This window comes from Sphingomonas swuensis (assembly GCF_039538045.1).
In the GTDB taxonomy this organism is placed as follows: domain Bacteria; phylum Pseudomonadota; class Alphaproteobacteria; order Sphingomonadales; family Sphingomonadaceae; genus Sphingomicrobium; species Sphingomicrobium swuense.
Genome location: NZ_BAABBQ010000001.1, coordinates 562257 through 579164 on the forward strand (window position 1 = coordinate 562257; position 16908 = coordinate 579164).

The following is a 16908-nucleotide window of genomic DNA, read 5'->3' on the forward strand; positions in this document are numbered from 1 at the left end:
ATCCCATTGAGTCCCATGGCCTCCCGCGTTACACACAAGTCGTAGCACGGGGCTGATCCCATCACTGTTGGGCCAGCGTCGGAGGCGGTCACCCCGCGTTCCGGCGAACGGGTGAGGTCTGTCCACCGCGCTGGGGAGTTGTTGCGGTGGCATTGGAGCATCTGTTTCAGGGCAGTGCCTTGAACGGGGTCGACGCGAAAGGCCGCGTCTCCGTGCCCGCCTTCCTGCGCACCGTGATCGAGCGCCGCGGCGATGCCCGCACCATCGTTCTCGCCAAGCACGAGACCTTTCCCTGCCTCAGCGCCTACGACCCCGCCTATGCCGCGCTGAAGCACCAGAAGATCGAGCGGCTGCTGGAGAAGAACGAGCAGCAGGCCGATGCCCAGCTCGCCTACCAGCAGAGCAATCTCATGGCCTTCGCGATCAGCGAGGAAGTGCCCTACGACAGCACCGGCCGGATCCTTCTTCCGACCATGATGCGTCGCAAGGGCGGGATCGCCGAGCATGCCCTGTTCCTGGGCGTCGGCGAGACATTCCAGATCTGGAACCCGACCACGCTCCTCGAGGATGACCGCATCCCCGAGGACCTCAAGGATGTCTGCCGTTACCGGCTTGAAGAACGGGGGCTCGCGTGAGCGGGAATCCCTCCTCCGTTTCTGGTGCCCCCGCACACAAGCCGGTGCTGGTGGATGAAGTCGTCGCAGGCCTCGCCATTGTCCCGGGTGAAGTCCATGTCGACGGCACGTTCGGGGCTGGCGGCTATACGCGCGCCATGCTCGGGGCGGGGGCGGGACGAGTGATTGCCTTTGATCGCGACCCTGACGCGATCGCCACGGGGCCGTCACTCGTCCCGGACTCGCGCCTGACGCTCGTCCACGAACGCTTTTCCGCCATGGGCGAGGTGCTCGCCGAGATGGGCGCCGCTCCGGTCGACGGGATCACCCTCGACATCGGCGTCAGCTCGATGCAGCTCGACCAGCGCGAGCGCGGCTTCTCCTTCCGCGATGACGGCCCGCTCGACATGCGGATGAGCCAGGAAGGCCCGACCGCCGCCGACTTCCTCAACACCGCCGACGAGGCCGAGATTGCGCGCGTCATCCGCACCTATGGCGACGAGCCGAAGGCGCGCGGCCTGGCCCGGGCGATCGTCGCGGCGCGTCCGCTGACCCGCACTTCCGAGCTGTCGGCGGTCTGCCGCAAGGTGCTCGGCTGGCATGCGGGGATGAAGACCGACCCGGCGACCCGCACCTTCCAGGCGATCCGGATCCACGTGAATGCCGAGCTCGAGGAGCTCGAGGCGGGGCTCGAGGCGGCCGAGCGCAGCCTGCGTGAAGGCGGCCGTCTCGCGGTGGTGACCTTCCACAGCCTCGAGGACCGGATCGTCAAGCAGTTCCTCAAGGTGCGGAGTGGGGCCGCGCCGGCCGGCTCTCGCCACCGTCCCGCGGTGGCTGACGGGCCGGCCCCAACATTTCGTCAGGTCGCCAAGCCGGTCGCCCCGAGCGAGGCCGAACTGAAGGACAATCCGCGGGCCCGTTCCGCCCGCCTGCGCACGGCCATCCGGACCGACGCCCCCGCAATCCCCAGAAAGGCAGCATGATGATGCGCGGCTTTCGCGAAGTAGGCTGGGTCGCCGCCGTCGCCGGGACGGCGCTCGGCTGCTACATGGTCAATCTCAAGGTCGCGTCCGAGCGCGCCGTGCTGGAAGATGTCGAGAATCGCATCGTCCTCGCCCAGCGCGACATCCGCGTGCTCCAGACCGAGATCGGCACCCGCGGCCGGCTCGAGCAGCTCGAAAGCTGGAACGTGAAGGTGCTGGCGCTGTCGGCGCCGCAGGCGCAGCAGTTCCTCGAGGGCGGCTTCCAGCTGGCGACGCTGACCGCGCCCAAGAAGACGATCGATCCGGCGGCACCGGTGGTCCTGGCGTCCGCGCCTGATCCCGATGTTGCGGTTCGACCGGCCCCGCAGGGCGGCTCGGGCCAGACCGCGCGCGACCTCATGCAGGTCGCCAGCCTCAAGCGCGACCTCCCGCCCGAGGCGAGCGAAAAAACTGTGGATAAGCCGAAGGATGAGACGGCGAAGCCGGTGAAGGTCGCGGCCAAGGCTGTTACAGCGGCTGCCGACAAGCCGAGCGATAAGCAGAAGGCGGCGCCGACGCCGTCGAGGGACAAGAAGGTGGCCGCCAAGATCGCCGCCGCTGACCAGCCGCCGCCCTCCAAGAAGAAACCCGATCCAGCCAAGTCCAAGGACGCCAAAGCCCGGTAATGAACGCTCCGACCCCCGCTCTCGTCGCCCGGCCCGAGCGGCTTCGACTGGTCGGACAACGGCGCCAGTTCCTCGCCATCATGCACCAGCGGCTGATGGTCGGCATGCTGGTCTTCTCGCTGGTGGTCGGGGTGGTCCTGCTGCGGCTGACCTGGCTCGGCCTGTTCGGCGATCACGCGGGCCGGCAGGGCGGCCCCTCGACGCTGCTTCCCGCGCGCGGCGACATCGTCGATCGCGACGGCCATCCGCTGGCCCGCACGATCGACAGCTGGACCGTCGCGCTGCAGCCCTCGAAGGTGATCGGCGACAAGGGCGCGCTGGCCGCCCAGCTCGCCCGGCTGATGCCCGAGAAGTCGGCCGCGGCTTGGCTTGCCGAGATCAACAGCCCCAAGAAGTTCATCTACCTCCGCCGCCGCGCCGCGCCGCGGCTGGTGCAGGCGCTGAACGCACTGGGCGAACCGGGCATTGCGCTCAGCCGCGAGCCCGATCGCCTTTACCCGCAGACCGACCTTGCCGCCCACGTGCTCGGCTTCACCAACATCGACGGCCACGGCGCCGCCGGGATGGAGCGGGCCTTCGACGAGTATCTGTCCGACTCCGGCACCCGCGGCGAGCCGCTGACCCTGTCGATCAACAGCCGGGTCCAGCAGGCGCTCGAGCATGAGCTGCTGAACGCCAAGGCGCAATTCAGCGCACTGGGCGCGGCGGGCGTGCTGCTCGACATCCACACCGGCGAGGTGCTGGCGATGACCAGCCTGCCGCAGCTCAATCCCAACATCGCGGGCAACATGGATCCCGAAGCGCAGTTCAACCGCGCCACCTTCGGTACCTTCGAATTGGGCTCGACCTTCAAGCCGTTCACCGTCGCCATGGCGCTCGACACCGGCGACGTGAAGTCGATGGGCCAGATCTATCCCTGCTACGACAAGTTCATGCGCCCCAACGGGCGGGTGGTCACCGACACCCATCCCTTCGGCCGGCCCTGCTCGGTCGCCGAGATCATGATGGAAAGCTCGAACATCGGGACCGCGCAGATCGCCGGTCAGGTCGGGACCGAGCGCCAGCGCCACTTCCTCAAGGGCATGGGGTTCCTCGACACGGTCGAGGTCGAGCTTCGCGAGCGGGCCAAGGCGCAGACCATCCCGAAGCAGAATTGGGACCTGTCGACCACCATGACCGTCGGCTTCGGCCACGCGATCGCGGTCACTCCGCTCCACCTCGCGCTCGGCTATGCGACGCTCTACAACGGCGGCATCTATCGGCCTGCGACGCTGCTCAAGGTCGGCAAGGGCCACCCGGTCGCCAAGGGGCGGCGCGTGTTCAGCGAGGACACCAGCTACAAGATGCGGGCGCTGCTCCGGCTGGTCGTGACCAAGGGCACCGGCAAGAAGGCCGACGCGGTCGGCTATCGGGTCGGCGGCAAGACCGGCACCGCCGAGAAAATCATCGGCGGGCGCTATTCCAAGACGGTGAACATCACCTCCTTCGCGGGCGTTTTCCCGATGGACGAGCCCCGCTATGCGATGGTCGTGATGCTCGACGAACCCAAGGCCACGGCCGACACCTATGGCTGGCGCACCGCCGGCTGGAACGCGGCCCCGACTTTCGGCAAGGTGGTGGCGAGGATCGCGCCGATGCTCGGCGTCCGGCCCGACCTCAAGCGTGATGCCAATATGGGCGAGGTGATGCCCTTCGTTCGCGAAGAGAAGTAGACCCGATGCGCCTGTCCGAATTGCTCGACGTCCCGGTCGGCGTTGATCCCGCGGTCGATGCCGAGGTGACCGGCTTCGCAATCGACCATCGCAAGGTCGCGCCCGGTACCGTGTTCGGCGCCTTCCAAGGCAGCAGCCGCAACGGCGAGGACTTCATCCCGGCCGCGATCGCCGCCGGAGCGGTCGCCGTGGTCGCGCGGCCCGAGGCGCAGGTGTCCGGCGCGCTGCACGTCGCCGATGCCGAGCCGCGCCGTCGCTTCGCCGACCTCGCCGCACGTTATTTCGCTCCCTATCCCGAGACGATCGTCGCGGTCACCGGAACCAACGGCAAGACCTCGACGGTGGAGATGACCCGCCAGCTATGGCGCATGGCGGGTCATCGTTCCGCTTCGGTCGGGACCCTCGGCGTGACCACCGCCGACGACCAGGTGAAGACCGGCCTGACCACCCCCGACATCGTCACCTTCCTGTCGAACATGGCGGGACTCCGGACGATGGGCATCGGCCATGTCGCCTACGAGGCATCGAGCCACGGCCTCGACCAGTATCGAAGCGAGGGCCTGCCCGTCGCCGCCGCGGCATTCACCAACTTCTCGCGCGACCATCTCGACTATCACGGCACGATGGAGGCCTATTTCGAGGCCAAGATGCGCCTGTTCGAGGAAGTCGTCGAAGAGGGCGGAAGCGCGGTGATCTGGACCGGCGACCCGCGCAGCCGCGAGGTCGCCGAGCGCGCCCGCCGCCGCGGCCTCCAGCTCCTGACCGTCGGACCGGGCGGGGAAACGATCGACCTCAAGGCACGCAGCGCAAGTCCGCTCGGCCAGACGCTTCAGCTCGGCCATGGCGACCGCGACTGGACCCTTAAGCTGCCGCTCATCGGTGCCTACCAGGCCGCCAACGTGCTGGTCGCGGCGGGGCTGGTGCTGGCGACCGGCGGGGAGTGGGCGCAGACCTTCGCCGGTCTCGCCCGGCTCAGCCCGGTGCGCGGGCGGCTCGAGCGCGCGGTCATCACCAAGGCGGGCGCGCCCGTCTACATCGATTATGCCCACACCCCCGATGCCCTCGACGCCGCGATCGCGGCGCTCCGACCCCATGTCGAAGGGCGGCTCATCACCGTCTTCGGAGCCGGCGGGGATCGCGACGAGGGCAAGAGGCCCGAGATGGGCCGGGTCGCCGCGGCGGCGAGCGACCTCGTGATCGTCACCGACGACAATCCGCGCAGCGAGGATCCGGCGAACATCCGTCGCGCGATCCTCGAGGCGGCTCCGGACGCGCGCGAGATCGGCGGCCGCCGAGAGGCGATCGCCGCCGCCCTGGCCGAGGCCCGCGACGGCGACATCGTGCTGCTCGCCGGCAAGGGCCACGAGACGGTCCAGATCGTCGGCGACTCGGCGATGCCGTTCGACGACGCCCAGGTCGCACGGGAGTGCGCGGCGTGAGCGGCGCGCTGTGGACCTCGGCCGAGATCGCGGCGGCGACCGGCGGCACCGTCTCGCAGCCGTTCGAGGTCACCGGGGTGACCTTCGACAGCCGCGAGGTCGAGCACGGCTGGCTGTTCGTCGCCATGCCGGGCACCGTCGCCGACGGCCATGACTTCGTGCCCGGCGCCTTCGTCAAGGGCGCCGTCGGTGCATTGGTGTCGAAGCCCGTCGACGGCCCTCACGTGCTGGTCGAGGACGTTCCCGCCGCGCTCGAGGCGCTGGCGAAGGCGAGCCGCGCGCGGATGACGGGCACGGTGCTCGGGGTCACCGGCTCGGTCGGCAAGACCAGCACCAAGGAGGCACTGGCGGCGGCGCTCGAGCGGCGGCACCGCGGCAAGGTCCACCGCAGCCTCAAAAGCTACAACAATCATACGGGCGTGCCGCTGAGCCTGGCGCGGATGCCGCGCGACAGCGTCTATGGCGTGTTCGAGATGGGCATGAACCACGAGGGCGAGATCCGCGGTCTCGTCGCCATGGTCCGCCCGCACGTCGCGCTGATCACCGCCATCGCCTCGGCGCATATCGAGAACCTCGGTTCGATGGAGGCGATCGCCGACGCCAAGGGCGAGATTTTCGAGGGGCTTGAGCCCGGCGGCACCGCGATCATCCCCAACGACACGCCCTGGCGCGACCGCCTGCTCAAGGCTGCCCGGCGCCATGCCGAGACCATCCGCACCTTCGGCTCGGGCGACGCCGACGTCACCGCGGTTCACGCGGTCCGCGCCGACAATGGCGGAAGTCTGGTGACGGCGCGGCTGGCGGGCGCGGACCTCACCTACAACATCGCCCAGCCGGGCGAGCATTGGGTCTCGAACAGCCTCGCGGTGCTGGCCGCGGTCGAGGCGGCGGGCGCCGACCTCGCCGCCGCCGGCCTCGCGCTCGGCGACATGGGCGGCCTGAAGGGCCGCGGCGAGCGGCACCGGGTGTCGGTCGGCGAGGGTACCGCCCTGCTGATCGACGAAAGCTACAACGCCAATCCGGCGAGCATGGCGGCGACGCTTGCGATCCTTGGCGCCGAGCAGGTGAGCGGGCGGCGGCTCGCTGTGCTCGGAACGATGCGCGAGATGGGCGACCATGGTCCCGCCGCGCATGCCGCGCTTGCCGAGCCGATCCTTGCCGCCCGGGTCGACGAGCTCGTCCTCGTCGGCGAGGAGATGGCGGTGCTCGAGGAGGCGCTCGGCGGACGGGTGCCGGTCACCCGCGTCGCCGATGCCGTCGAGGCGACTGCCGTGCTCCAGCGTCTGCTCGGCGCAGGCGACGCGGTCCTGGTCAAGGCGTCGAACGGTGTCGGACTTGCATCGCTGGTCAGCGCAGTGGCAGGGGGCGCCGCACCATGCTCTACCTGATTGCGGAATATCTCGGTTTTCCGGGGCTGCTCAATCTCGTTCGTTACATCAGCTTCCGGGCCGGTGCGGCGACCGCGACCGCGCTCGCCATCGGGCTTCTGATCGGACCCTGGTTCATCAACTATCTGCGGGTGCGGCAGGGCAAGGGCCAGCCGATCCGCGCCGACGGGCCCCAGACTCATCTCGCCAAGCGCGGCACGCCGACCATGGGCGGGCTCCTGATCCTCATCTCGGTAACGATCGCCTGCCTGCTCTGGATGGACCTTCGCAGCCCCTATGTCTGGGCCTGCCTGCTGGTCACCGGCGGCTTCGGGGCGATCGGCTTCCTCGACGACTATGACAAGGTGAAGAAGGCGCACCATGCCGGCATCCCCGGCAAGGTCCGCCTGGCTCTCGAATTCATCATCGCGGGCTTCGCCACCTGGCTGATGGTGCGGGTGTCGGGGACCAACCTCTACATTCCCTTCGTCCAGGGCTCGCTGCTCGACATCGGCTGGTTCTACGTCGCCTTCGGCGCCTTCGTGATCGTCGCCTTCGGCAATGCGGTGAACCTGACCGACGGGCTGGACGGGCTCGCGACCATGCCGGTGGTGATCGCGGCGCTGGCCTTCACGCTGATCGCCTATCTCGTCGGCAACGCGCGCTTCGCCGACTATCTCGGCATCCCGCACGTGCTTGGAGCGGGCGACCTCACCGTGCTGTTGCTGGCGGTGGTCGGGGCGTGCCTTGCCTTCCTCTGGTTCAACGCCCCGCCGGCGGCGGTCTTCATGGGCGATACCGGAAGCCTGGCGCTGGGCGGAGCACTCGGCGCGGTGGCGGTCGCGACCCATCACGAGTTCGTGCTGGCGATCATCGGCGGCCTGTTCGTGGTCGAGGCGCTATCGGTCATCATCCAGGTCGCGGTCTACAAGAAGACCGGGCGGCGGGTGTTCCTGATGGCGCCGATCCACCACCATTTCGAGCACAAGGGCTGGAGCGAGCCGACGGTCGTGATCCGCTTCTGGATCATCGCCTTCGTGCTGGCACTGGCCGGCCTCTCCACGCTGAAGCTGCGGTGATCACGGCCAAGGCCTGGAAGAACAAGAAATACGCCGTCTACGGGCTCGCCCGCTCCGGCCTCGCGACCGTGCGCGCGCTGCTGGAGAGCGGGGCCGAGGTGACGGCTTGGGATCGTAGCGAGGAGGCGCGCGCGAAGGCCGAGGGAGCGACGCTGCTCGACCTCGACAGCGCCGACCTTGGCCAATTCGACAGCCTGGTCGTCTCGCCTGGCGTGCCGCTCAACACTCACCCGATCGCCGCCCGGGCGCGGGAGGCGGGGGTCGAGATTATCGGCGACATCGAACTCTTCGCCCGCGCCCGTGCCGAGCTCCCGCCGCACAAGGTGGTCGGGATCACCGGCACCAACGGCAAGAGCACCACGACGGCGCTGGTCCACCACATCCTCCAGACCGCTGGTGTGCCGACCACCATGGGCGGCAACATCGGCCTGCCGATCCTTAGCCAGGATCCGCTGCCGGAAGGCGGAATCTATGTGCTCGAGTTGTCCAGCTACCAGATCGACCTGACCCGGAGCCTCGACTGCGACGTCGCGGTGCTGCTCAACATCACTCCGGATCATCTGGATCGGTACGAGAGCTTTGACGCATACGCCGCCTCCAAACTCCGATTGTTCGAAATGAAGCCACGCGGTGCCGTCATACCCAGACCTCTGGTACGACGTTTTCACCCATTCTCACGACGCGAGGACATCCCGCACGACATTCTTGCTCCCGACGATTACTCGTTTTCGGATCAGGAGAAGTGGCCAGCGCTACAAGGTCCTCACAATGCCGAAAATGCTGCGGCCGCAATCTCTGCGAGCGAATTGCTTGGCTTAGATTTTCTGCAAATCTACGGGGCTCTTCGCACATATCCCGGCCTCCCCCACCGCATGGAGCGGGTGCGCGAGCGGAACGGCACTCTCTTCGTCAACGACAGCAAGGCGACCAATGCCGAGGCCGCTGCGCCGGCGCTCGCCGCTTACCCGCGCATCCGCTGGATCGTCGGCGGACAGGCGAAGAGCGAGGAGCTTGGCGACACCGCCAAGCACCTCGACCATGTCGTGCGCGCCTACACCATCGGCGAGGCCGGGCCGATTTTCGCCGCGCTGCTCCGGGCACTCGGAGTTGACGTCAGCGAGGTCGAGACTCTTGAAAATGCGGTGAAATGCGCGGCCGAGGATTCCCAGGCGGGAGAGGTTGTTCTACTCTCCCCCGCCTGCGCCTCGTTCGACCAGTTCCGGGACTATGAAGCGCGTGGGGAGGCCTTCAGGGCCTACGTGGGGGCATTATGAACGGCGTTCTGGCGAAGGCCTTTCCGATCGACACGAGCAATCGCTACGGGCGCGCCGACCGCTCGGCGGTGGGCCGCTGGTTCTGGGAGATCGACCGCGTCCTGCTGCTGCTTGTCGCGATCCTGATCGCGGTCGGCCTCGTCGCCGTTGCCGCCGCGTCGCCGGCAGCGGCCGAGCGCTATTCGGGCGGCTCGGTGCGCTTCGCCTCGCTCCATTATTTCTACCGCCAGCTGGTATGGATCGCGGTCTCGCTGCCGGTGATGGTGCTGATCTCGATGATGCCGCGCGAGCGGCTCCGCCGGCTGTGCCTGATCGGCGCCGCGGCCTGCATCGGCGCGCTGCTGCTGGTGCCGGTGATCGGGCCCGAGGTGAACGGCGCCCGCCGCTGGCTCGGCTTCGGCTTCGCCCAGGTCCAGCCGTCCGAGTTCCTCAAGCCCTTCTTCATCGTCACCACCGCCTGGCTGCTGAGCCTCAAGGAGAAGGACAAGGGGCTTCCGGTCATGCTCCTGTCGGGCGCCTTCACCGGCCTCGTCGCGGTGCTGCTGATGATCCAGCCCGACTTCGGCTCGACCATCATCTTCGGAACCGTGTGGGTGGCGATGATCGCCCTGGCCGGAGCCAACCTCCGCGCGCTCGCGATCATGGGCGTCGGCGGGGTGATCGGGGTCATCCTCGCCTACTTCTTCTATGACGTGGCGACGGTCCGCATCGACGGCTTCCTGTTCGGCGAGGGCGACAATTTCCAGGTCGAGAATGCGATGCGCACGCTGACCGCGGGCGGGCTGCTCGGCATGGGTCCGGGCGGCGGCACCCGCAAGTTCCACCTGCCCGAGCCGCACACCGACTATATCTTCTCGGTGATCGGCGAGGAGTTCGGGCTGATCGCCTGCATGGCGATCGCCGCCATCTATTGCGCGATAGTGGTCCGGGTCCTGGTGAAGCTGCTCGACGAGGACGAGCCCTTCGCGATCCTCGCCGCCGCCGGCCTCGCCTGCCAGTTCGGGCTGCAGGCGCTGATCAACATGGCGGTCAACGTCCAGCTCGCCCCGTCCAAGGGCATGACGCTTCCCTTCATCTCCTATGGCGGAAGCTCGATGCTGGCGCTGTCGATCGGGATGGGGCTGCTGCTCGCCTTTACCCGCCGGAACCCGTATCTGAAGCGCTCGCCCTATGTCGTGACATGGAATGGGGAGCGTTAGGCGCCCGATGCAATTCGTTCTCGCCGCCGGAGGAACCGGCGGCCACATGATCCCCGCCCATGCGCTCGCCGCCGAACTGAAGGCGCGCGGCCATGGCGTGCTGCTCATCACCGACGCGCGCGGCGCCAAGATCCCCGGCCTGTTCAAGGACGTGCCGGTGCATGTCCTTCCCGCCGGACGGCTGAGCAAGACCCCCTGGGGCCTCGTCAAGGCGGCGCGCTCGGTGATGGCCGGCCGGCGCGAGGCGAAGGCACTCTACGCCAAGCACCGTCCCGACGCGGTGGTCGGCTTCGGCGGCTATCCCGCCTTCCCGGCGCTGCTCGCTGCTTCGGCCAAGGGCATTCCGACCGTGCTGCACGAGCAGAATGCCGTGCTCGGTCGGGTCAACCGGCTGCTTGCCGGACGCGCGGCGGCGATCGGCACGGCCTATGAGCGGGTCGAACGCCTCAAGCCGCGCGACGCCGCCAAGGTCGTGCTGGTCGGCAATCCCGTGCGGGCAAGCATCGTCCGGCTGGGCGAGATGCCCTTCCCGGCGTTCGACGAGGTGGCACCGCTCAAGCTGCTCGTGACCGGCGGAAGCCAGGGTGCCACGGTGCTCGGCGAAGTGGTGCCCGACGGGCTCGGAGCGCTCCAGGAAGGGCTTCGCCACCGACTTCAGGTCATCCAGCAGTGCCGGCCCGACGATATCGAGCGGGTCCGCGCGACCTACCGCGCGCTCGGCATCCCGGCCGAACTCTCCACCTACATCGAGGACATGGACAGCAAGCTTGGCGAGTGCCACCTGATGATCGGCCGCGCCGGTGCCTCGACCATCGCCGAGCTGACCGCGGCGGGCCGCCCGGCGATCCTCGTGCCCCTGCCGATCGCCACCGACGACCACCAGACCGCCAACGCACGCGAAATGGCGCGGGCAGGCGGGGCGCGGATGATCCCGCAGCCCGGCTTCACCCCGCAGACGCTGGCCCGGCAGATCGAGGCGCTCGCCGACGATCCCGAGGCGCTCTCCAATGCCGCTGCGCGCTCGCTGTCGGTCGGACGCCCGCATGCCGCGCGCGACCTCGCCAACCTCGTCGAGCGGATCGGCGGCGGCGAGTCGGTGCTGCCGGTCGGGAGGGTGCAGGCAACTCCGCCCACGGCGACCTTCGCTCCGGCGGGAGCCGCGGCATGAAGGCGGTCGGCACCGACATCGGGACCATCCACTTCGTCGGCATCGGCGGCATCGGCATGTCGGGAATCGCCGAGGTGATGCACCAGCTCGGCTACAAGGTTCAGGGCTCCGACCAGGCCGAGAGCTACGTCACCGAGGGGCTGCGCAAGGCCGGCATCCCGGTGATGATCGGGCAAAGCGCCGACAACCTAGGCGATGCGGCGGTGGTCGTCTGCTCGACCGCGATCCGCGCCGACAATCCCGAGGTTCAGGCCGCTGCCGAGCGTCGCCTTCCGCGAGTCCGCCGGGCCGAGATGCTGGCCGAGCTGATGCGGATGCAGAACACCGTCGCGGTCGCCGGCACCCACGGCAAGACCACGACCACCTCGATGGTCGCGGCGCTGCTCGATGCAGGCGGCTGCGACCCGACGGTCATCAATGGCGGGATCATCAACGCCTACGGTTCGAACGCCCGGCTCGGCAAGGGCGAGTGGATGGTGGTCGAGGCCGACGAATCGGACGGAAGCTTCCTCCGCCTCGACGGGACCATCGCGGTGGTCACCAACATCGATCCCGAGCACCTCGACCATTACGGCAGCTTCGAGCGGGCCAAGGACGCGTTCGTCGAGTTCATCGAGAACGTCCCCTTCTACGGGCTGGCGGTGATGTGCATCGACCATCCCGAGGTCGCCAACCTCCTCAGCCGGATCAAGGACCGGCGGGTCGTCACCTACGGCTTCTCGGCCTCGGCCGACCTGCGCGCCGACAATGTCGTGACCGAGGGCGGGCTGGCCCGCTTCGACGCGCTGGTGCTCGAAAGGTCGGGCGAGCGGCGGCGGATCGAGGGCGTGACCCTGCCGATGCCCGGGCGGCACAATATCCAGAACGCGCTGGCGGCGATCGCGGTCGGGCTCGAACTCGGGCTTGCCGACGAGGTCATCGCCAGCGGCTTCGAGCGGTTCGGCGGGGTCAAGCGGCGCTTCACCCGCGTCGGCGAGATCGACGGGACGATCGTCATCGACGACTATGCCCACCACCCGGTCGAGATCCGCGCCGTCCTCTCCGCCGCGCGCGACAGCACGAGCGGGCGGGTCATCGCGGTCGTCCAGCCGCACCGCTTCACCCGGCTTCGCGACCTGATGGAGGACTTCGCCAACGCCTTCGTCGAGGCCGACGTGGTGCTGGTCGCGCCCGTCTATGCCGCGGGCGAGGAGCCGATCGAGGGTGTCGACGCGGCCGCGCTGGCCGAGGGCATCCGCGCCCATGGCCACCGGATGGTGCAGACCGTCGACGGCGCCGCCGACCTTGCCCATGTCCTTCGCGACCTCGCCGCCGAGGGCGACCTGGTGATCTGCATGGGTGCTGGCGACATCACCAAGTGGGCCGCAGGCCTCGCCGAGGCGATCCGGGCCGAGCGGGCCAGCAAGCGATGAGCGCGGTGAGGGGCAAGCTGACTAGCGCGGCCCCGCTTGCGCCGCTGGTCTGGTTCAAGTCGGGCGGAGCGGCCGAGACCCTGTTCGAGCCGGCCGACGTCGCCGACCTCCAGGCCTTCCTTGGCACCCTCGATCCCGCGGTGCCGGTGATGGCGCTCGGGCTCGGCTCCAACCTCATCGTCCGTGACGGCGGCGTACCCGGAGTGGTCGTCCGCCTCGGCAAGCCGTTCGCGCGCGTCGCCCGCCTCGACGACGTCACGCTCAAGTGCGGCGGCGGCGCGTCGGGAATCCTCGTCAGCTCGTCGGCGCGCGACGCGGGGATCGGCGGGATCGAATTCCTCCGCTCGATCCCCGGCACGGTCGGCGGCTTCGTCCGGATGAACGGCGGCGCCTATGGCCGCGAAGTGAAGGACATTCTCGTCGAGGCCGAGGTCGTGCTCCGCTCGGGCGAACTGCTCACGCTCGGCAATTCCGAACTCGGCTACACCTACCGCCATTCCGCGCTGCCCGATGGAGCGATCGTCGTCTCCGCGACCTTCCGCGGGGAGCCGGCCGAGCCCGCCGCCATCCAGGCCGAGATGGACCGGATCGCCGCCAGCCGCGAGGCCTCGCAGCCGCTCCGCAGCAAGACCGGCGGTTCGACCTTCAAGAACCCGCTGCCGAAGAAGGCGTGGGAGGTGATCGACGGCGCCGGCTGCCGCGGGCTGACGATCGGCGACGCGCAGGTGAGCGAGAAGCATTGCAACTTCCTGCTCAATCTTGGAAGCGCAACCAGCGCGGACATCGAGGCGCTCGGCGAAGAGGTCCGGCGCCGGGTCGCCGCGCACAGCGGGACCGAGCTCGAATGGGAAATCCAGCGCGTGGGAGTGCAGCGTTGAACAGGAACCTCCACGTTGTCGTCCTCAAGGGCGGCTGGTCGTCCGAGCGGGAAGTCTCGCTGATGAGCGGCAAGGGCGTCGCCGAGGCACTGCGCGAGCGCGGCTGGACCCGGGTCACCGAGGTCGACATGGACCGCAACGTCGCACAGGTGCTGACCGAGCTCCGGCCCGACGTGGTGTTCAACGCGCTCCACGGCCACCCGGGCGAGGACGGCACCGTTCAGGGGCTGCTGGACCTGATGGGCATTCCCTACACCCATTCGGGCGTGACCACCTCGGCGATCGCGATCGACAAGGAACTGACCAAGCTCCTGCTGGTGCCCGCCGGCGTTCGCATGCCCAAGGGGACGATGGTCCGCTCCGAGGCGCTGTTCGAGGGCGATCCGATCGCCCGGCCCTATGTGCTGAAGCCCGTCAACGAAGGCTCTTCGGTCGGGGTCGCGATCGTCACTGACGAGAGCAACTACGGCAACCCGATCGGGCGTGACACCAGTGGTCCGTGGAAGGACTTCGACGAGCTGCTCGCCGAGCCGTTCATCCGCGGCCGCGAGCTGACCGTTGCGGTGGTCGGCGACGAGGCGCTGTGCGTGACCGAGCTGAAGCCGCACAACGACTTCTACGATTTCGAAGCCAAGTATACCGATGGCGTGACCCAGCACATCTGCCCGGCCGAGGTGCCCGACGACATCGCGCAGTCGATGCTCGACATGGCGCTCAACGCGCACCGGGCGCTTGGCTGCAAGGGCGCGAGCCGCTCGGATTTCCGCTGGGACGACAGCCAGGGCGAGGCGGGCATCTACCTGCTCGAGGTCAACACCCAGCCCGGCATGACCCCGCTCAGCCTGGTCCCCGAACAGGCCCGCCAGCGCGGCGTCAGCTACGGCGAACTGGTCGAGCGCCTGATCGCCGAGGCGATGGAATGAACGCGCAGACCATCCGTCGGCCAAGCGCCGCCAAGGGTCGCGGCAAGGGCACGCGCAAGGCTCCCGCGCGCAAGGCGCCCCCCGCGGCGGCCTGGCCCGAAGGGACTGGCAAGCTTGCCCGCTACGCCTTCCTCGGGCTGGTTGTCGTCATGGGCCTGGTCGCGATCATCGCGCTCGACCTCCCCGGCAAGGCGTTCCGAGCGACCGGCGCGGCAAGCGGCGAGGCCGGCTTCGCGGTCGCCGGCTACCAGATCGTCGGCCTCCGGAACATGGACCGGGGCGACGTCGACGCGGTGGTCACCGAGGAGCTTCGCCGGGCAGCGGAGGAAGCGCCGATCGGCAAAGACAAGGCCGCGCAGGCGCTCGTCGACCTCGACCTCATCCGCGACAACCTTCTCCAGTTCGGCTGGGTCAAGGACGCGCGCGTCTCGCGCCGGCTTCCCGACACGCTGGTGATCGACTTGGTCGAGCGGACCCCCGCGGCGGTCTGGCAGCAGCAGGGACGGCTCAACCTGATCGACGGCGAGGGCGTGGTGCTCGACGCGGTCGCGCTCGACAAGATGCCCGACCTGCCGCTGCTGATCGGCCCGCAGGCCAACCGCCAGGCGGTCTTCCTGAAGCGCATGATCGACGGTGTCCCGACGCTCAAGCCGCAGGTCGCGTCGGCGACCTGGATCGGCGGGCGCCGCTGGGACCTTGCGTTCGCCACCGGCGAGACGGTCTCGCTGCCCGAGGGCGAGGCAGCGGCGAGCAAGGCGCTTCAGCGCTTCGCCAAGATGGACCGCTCGGTTGGCCTGCTCGGCCGCGACATGCTCCGCTTCGACCTTCGCGTGCCCGGCAAGATGATCGTCCGGGTGCCGCCCGGCGCGCAGCCGCCACCTCCCGGCACCACCCCCGAGGCGAACGGTTGATGCGCCCCACTGACGCGCCGCCGCTGATCGGCGCCCTCGACATCGGCTCCTCCAAGGTTTCCGCTCTGGTCTGCACGACCGACGAGGAAGGCCGGCTGCGCGTGCTCGGCACCGGTCAGCGCCAGAGCCGCGGAGTCAAGCGCGGCTTCGTCACCGACATGGAGGCGACCGAGGTCGCGGTCCGCGAGGCGGTCGAGCAGGCCGAGCGGATGAGCGGCCAGACGATCGAGGACGTGTGGGCGAGCTTCGGCGCGGGCGGGCTGTCGAGCGGCCTCGCCACGGTAGAGGTCGAGATCGGCGGGCACCAGGTCGAGCCGTCAGACGTCGACGAGTTGCTGCGCAGCGGGCGGGACGCGGTCGACCGTCCGGGCCAGGTCGTGCTCCACGCCAACCCGGCGCTCTATACCATCGACGACGTCCAGGGCGTTCGCTCCCCGGTCGGGATGCACGCCAGCCGGCTGGGCGTCGACATCCATGTCGTCGCCGCCGACGAGGCGCCGCTGCGCAACGTCGACCTCACCATCCGCCAGGCGCATCTCGGGGTACGGGCGATCGTCGCCTCGCCGGTCGCCGCGGGCCTCGCCTGCCTCAGCACCGAGGAACGCGACCTTGGCGTGGCGCTGATCGAGCTTGGCGCAGAGGTCACCAACGTCTCGCTGCACGCGGGCGGGATGCTGGTCGGGCTGCGCTCGATCCCGCTCGGCGCCAAGGACATCACCGACGACATCGCCGCCGCCTTTGGTGTCCGCCGCCGCGATGCCGAGCGGGTCAAATGCTATCATGGCTCGGCGATGACGAGCCCGCGCGACAACCATGAGGTGGTCGAGGCGCTGCCGATGGGGGCCGAGGATGGCGCCGAGCCGCTGCGCATCCCGCGCGCGCAGTTCATGACCGTGATTCGCCAGCGGGTCGAGCAGGTCACCGCCGAGGTCGAGAGCGCGCTCAAGGACCTCGGCTTCGTCAAGCCGGTCGGCCACCAGGTGGTGCTGACCGGCGGCGGGGCCGAGCTCAAGAACATCGCCGACTACATGCAGGGCGTGCTCGGGCGCGCGGTCCGGGTCGGTCGTCCGCGCCAGCTGACCGGACTTCCCGACGCGCACAGCGGGCCGGCTTTCGCGAGCCTGGTCGGGCTGGCGCTGCTGGCGGGGCAAGGGACCGGCGACATCCGCGACCTCGCGCTTCCGACCGGTCGTCCGGCGGGACCGAGCGGCGGCTGGATCGGCCGGCTGGTCGCGGCGATGCGCGGCGGGCGCTGAAAACCGTCCCAATCTGAATCACCTGAGT

The 16908-nt window shown here is 69.1% G+C and carries 15 protein-coding genes; all 15 read left to right on the forward strand.

Annotation, left to right across the window (positions count from 1 at the left end; all coding sequences use genetic code 11):
- Nucleotides 1–179 precede the first annotated feature (179 nt).
- The 15 genes from ABD727_RS02860 to ftsA are packed head-to-tail and all read left to right on the forward strand — an operon-like array spanning nt 180 to nt 16880.
- Complete coding sequence (locus ABD727_RS02860) at nt 180–635, forward strand: division/cell wall cluster transcriptional repressor MraZ (RefSeq protein ID WP_344705877.1); 456 nt, start codon at nt 180–182, stop codon at nt 633–635.
- On the forward strand, nt 632–1597 hold the full coding sequence (gene rsmH, locus ABD727_RS02865; RefSeq protein WP_344705878.1) for a 16S rRNA (cytosine(1402)-N(4))-methyltransferase RsmH: 966 nt from the start codon (nt 632–634) through the stop codon (nt 1595–1597). The genes ABD727_RS02860 and rsmH overlap by 4 nt, the downstream gene beginning before the upstream one ends.
- A gap of 2 nt (nt 1598–1599) precedes the next feature.
- Nucleotides 1600–2262, forward strand: coding sequence for a hypothetical protein (locus ABD727_RS02870; protein WP_344705879.1), 663 nt, complete (start codon nt 1600–1602; stop codon nt 2260–2262).
- Nucleotides 2262–3974 carry a peptidoglycan D,D-transpeptidase FtsI family protein gene (locus ABD727_RS02875; protein ID WP_344705880.1) on the forward strand — a complete coding sequence of 571 codons (1713 nt, stop codon included), beginning with the start codon at nt 2262–2264 and terminating at the stop codon, nt 3972–3974. Before ABD727_RS02870 ends, ABD727_RS02875 begins: the two co-directional genes overlap by 1 nt.
- 5 nt (nt 3975–3979) lie before the next feature.
- Complete coding sequence (locus ABD727_RS02880; protein ID WP_344705881.1) at nt 3980–5413, forward strand: UDP-N-acetylmuramoyl-L-alanyl-D-glutamate--2,6-diaminopimelate ligase; 1434 nt, start codon at nt 3980–3982, stop codon at nt 5411–5413.
- Nucleotides 5410–6801 (forward strand): UDP-N-acetylmuramoyl-tripeptide--D-alanyl-D-alanine ligase, encoded by a 1392-nt coding sequence (locus ABD727_RS02885; RefSeq protein ID WP_344705882.1) that lies wholly within the window; start codon nt 5410–5412, stop codon nt 6799–6801. The genes ABD727_RS02880 and ABD727_RS02885 overlap by 4 nt, the downstream gene beginning before the upstream one ends.
- Entirely contained in the window at nt 6789–7859 is a 1071-nt protein-coding gene (gene mraY, locus ABD727_RS02890) for a phospho-N-acetylmuramoyl-pentapeptide-transferase (RefSeq protein WP_344705883.1), read from the forward strand. The genes ABD727_RS02885 and mraY overlap by 13 nt, the downstream gene beginning before the upstream one ends.
- Nucleotides 7856–9133 (forward strand): UDP-N-acetylmuramoyl-L-alanine--D-glutamate ligase, encoded by a 1278-nt coding sequence (gene murD / locus ABD727_RS02895; protein ID WP_344705884.1) that lies wholly within the window; start codon nt 7856–7858, stop codon nt 9131–9133. The genes mraY and murD overlap by 4 nt, the downstream gene beginning before the upstream one ends.
- Nucleotides 9130–10332, forward strand: a complete 1203-nt coding sequence (locus tag ABD727_RS02900) for an FtsW/RodA/SpoVE family cell cycle protein (RefSeq protein ID WP_344705885.1) — start codon at nt 9130–9132, stop codon at nt 10330–10332. The genes murD and ABD727_RS02900 overlap by 4 nt, the downstream gene beginning before the upstream one ends.
- 7 nt (nt 10333–10339) lie before the next feature.
- Nucleotides 10340–11500: an undecaprenyldiphospho-muramoylpentapeptide beta-N-acetylglucosaminyltransferase gene (gene murG / locus ABD727_RS02905; RefSeq protein ID WP_344705886.1), complete on the forward strand. Its 1161-nt coding sequence runs from the start codon at nt 10340–10342 to the stop codon at nt 11498–11500.
- Nucleotides 11497–12912: a UDP-N-acetylmuramate--L-alanine ligase gene (murC, locus tag ABD727_RS02910; RefSeq protein WP_344705887.1), complete on the forward strand. Its 1416-nt coding sequence runs from the start codon at nt 11497–11499 to the stop codon at nt 12910–12912. Before murG ends, murC begins: the two co-directional genes overlap by 4 nt.
- A complete protein-coding gene (gene murB, locus ABD727_RS02915; protein ID WP_344705888.1) occupies nt 12909–13790 on the forward strand; it encodes a UDP-N-acetylmuramate dehydrogenase in 882 nt (293 codons plus the stop codon). Before murC ends, murB begins: the two co-directional genes overlap by 4 nt.
- On the forward strand, nt 13757–14713 hold the full coding sequence (locus tag ABD727_RS02920; protein WP_425566750.1) for a D-alanine--D-alanine ligase: 957 nt from the start codon (nt 13757–13759) through the stop codon (nt 14711–14713). Before murB ends, ABD727_RS02920 begins: the two co-directional genes overlap by 34 nt.
- Nucleotides 14710–15624 (forward strand): cell division protein FtsQ/DivIB, encoded by a 915-nt coding sequence (locus tag ABD727_RS02925; RefSeq protein ID WP_344705890.1) that lies wholly within the window; start codon nt 14710–14712, stop codon nt 15622–15624. The genes ABD727_RS02920 and ABD727_RS02925 overlap by 4 nt, the downstream gene beginning before the upstream one ends.
- Nucleotides 15624–16880: a cell division protein FtsA gene (gene ftsA, locus ABD727_RS02930; protein ID WP_344705891.1), complete on the forward strand. Its 1257-nt coding sequence runs from the start codon at nt 15624–15626 to the stop codon at nt 16878–16880. The genes ABD727_RS02925 and ftsA overlap by 1 nt, the downstream gene beginning before the upstream one ends.
- The last annotated feature ends 28 nt before the right edge of the window (nt 16881–16908 follow it).

Excerpts from the sequence above, each read along its gene's own strand:
- ABD727_RS02875 (WP_344705880.1), top strand. The coding sequence starts at position 2,262 with ATGAACGCTCCGACCCCCGCTCTCGTCGCCCGGCCCGAGCGGCTTCGA.
- murB (WP_344705888.1), top strand. The coding sequence starts at position 12,909 with ATGAGCGCGGTGAGGGGCAAGCTGACTAGCGCGGCCCCGCTTGCGCCG.
- mraY (WP_344705883.1), top strand. The coding sequence starts at position 6,789 with ATGCTCTACCTGATTGCGGAATATCTCGGTTTTCCGGGGCTGCTCAAT.
- ABD727_RS02880 (WP_344705881.1), top strand. The coding sequence starts at position 3,980 with ATGCGCCTGTCCGAATTGCTCGACGTCCCGGTCGGCGTTGATCCCGCG.
- ABD727_RS02900 (WP_344705885.1), top strand. The coding sequence starts at position 9,130 with ATGAACGGCGTTCTGGCGAAGGCCTTTCCGATCGACACGAGCAATCGC.
- ABD727_RS02925 (WP_344705890.1), top strand. The coding sequence starts at position 14,710 with ATGAACGCGCAGACCATCCGTCGGCCAAGCGCCGCCAAGGGTCGCGGC.
- ABD727_RS02870 (WP_344705879.1), top strand. The coding sequence starts at position 1,600 with ATGCGCGGCTTTCGCGAAGTAGGCTGGGTCGCCGCCGTCGCCGGGACG.
- ftsA (WP_344705891.1), top strand. The coding sequence starts at position 15,624 with ATGCGCCCCACTGACGCGCCGCCGCTGATCGGCGCCCTCGACATCGGC.
- murG (WP_344705886.1), top strand. The coding sequence starts at position 10,340 with ATGCAATTCGTTCTCGCCGCCGGAGGAACCGGCGGCCACATGATCCCC.
- murC (WP_344705887.1), top strand. The coding sequence starts at position 11,497 with ATGAAGGCGGTCGGCACCGACATCGGGACCATCCACTTCGTCGGCATC.
- ABD727_RS02920 (WP_425566750.1), top strand. The coding sequence starts at position 13,757 with ATGGGAAATCCAGCGCGTGGGAGTGCAGCGTTGAACAGGAACCTCCAC.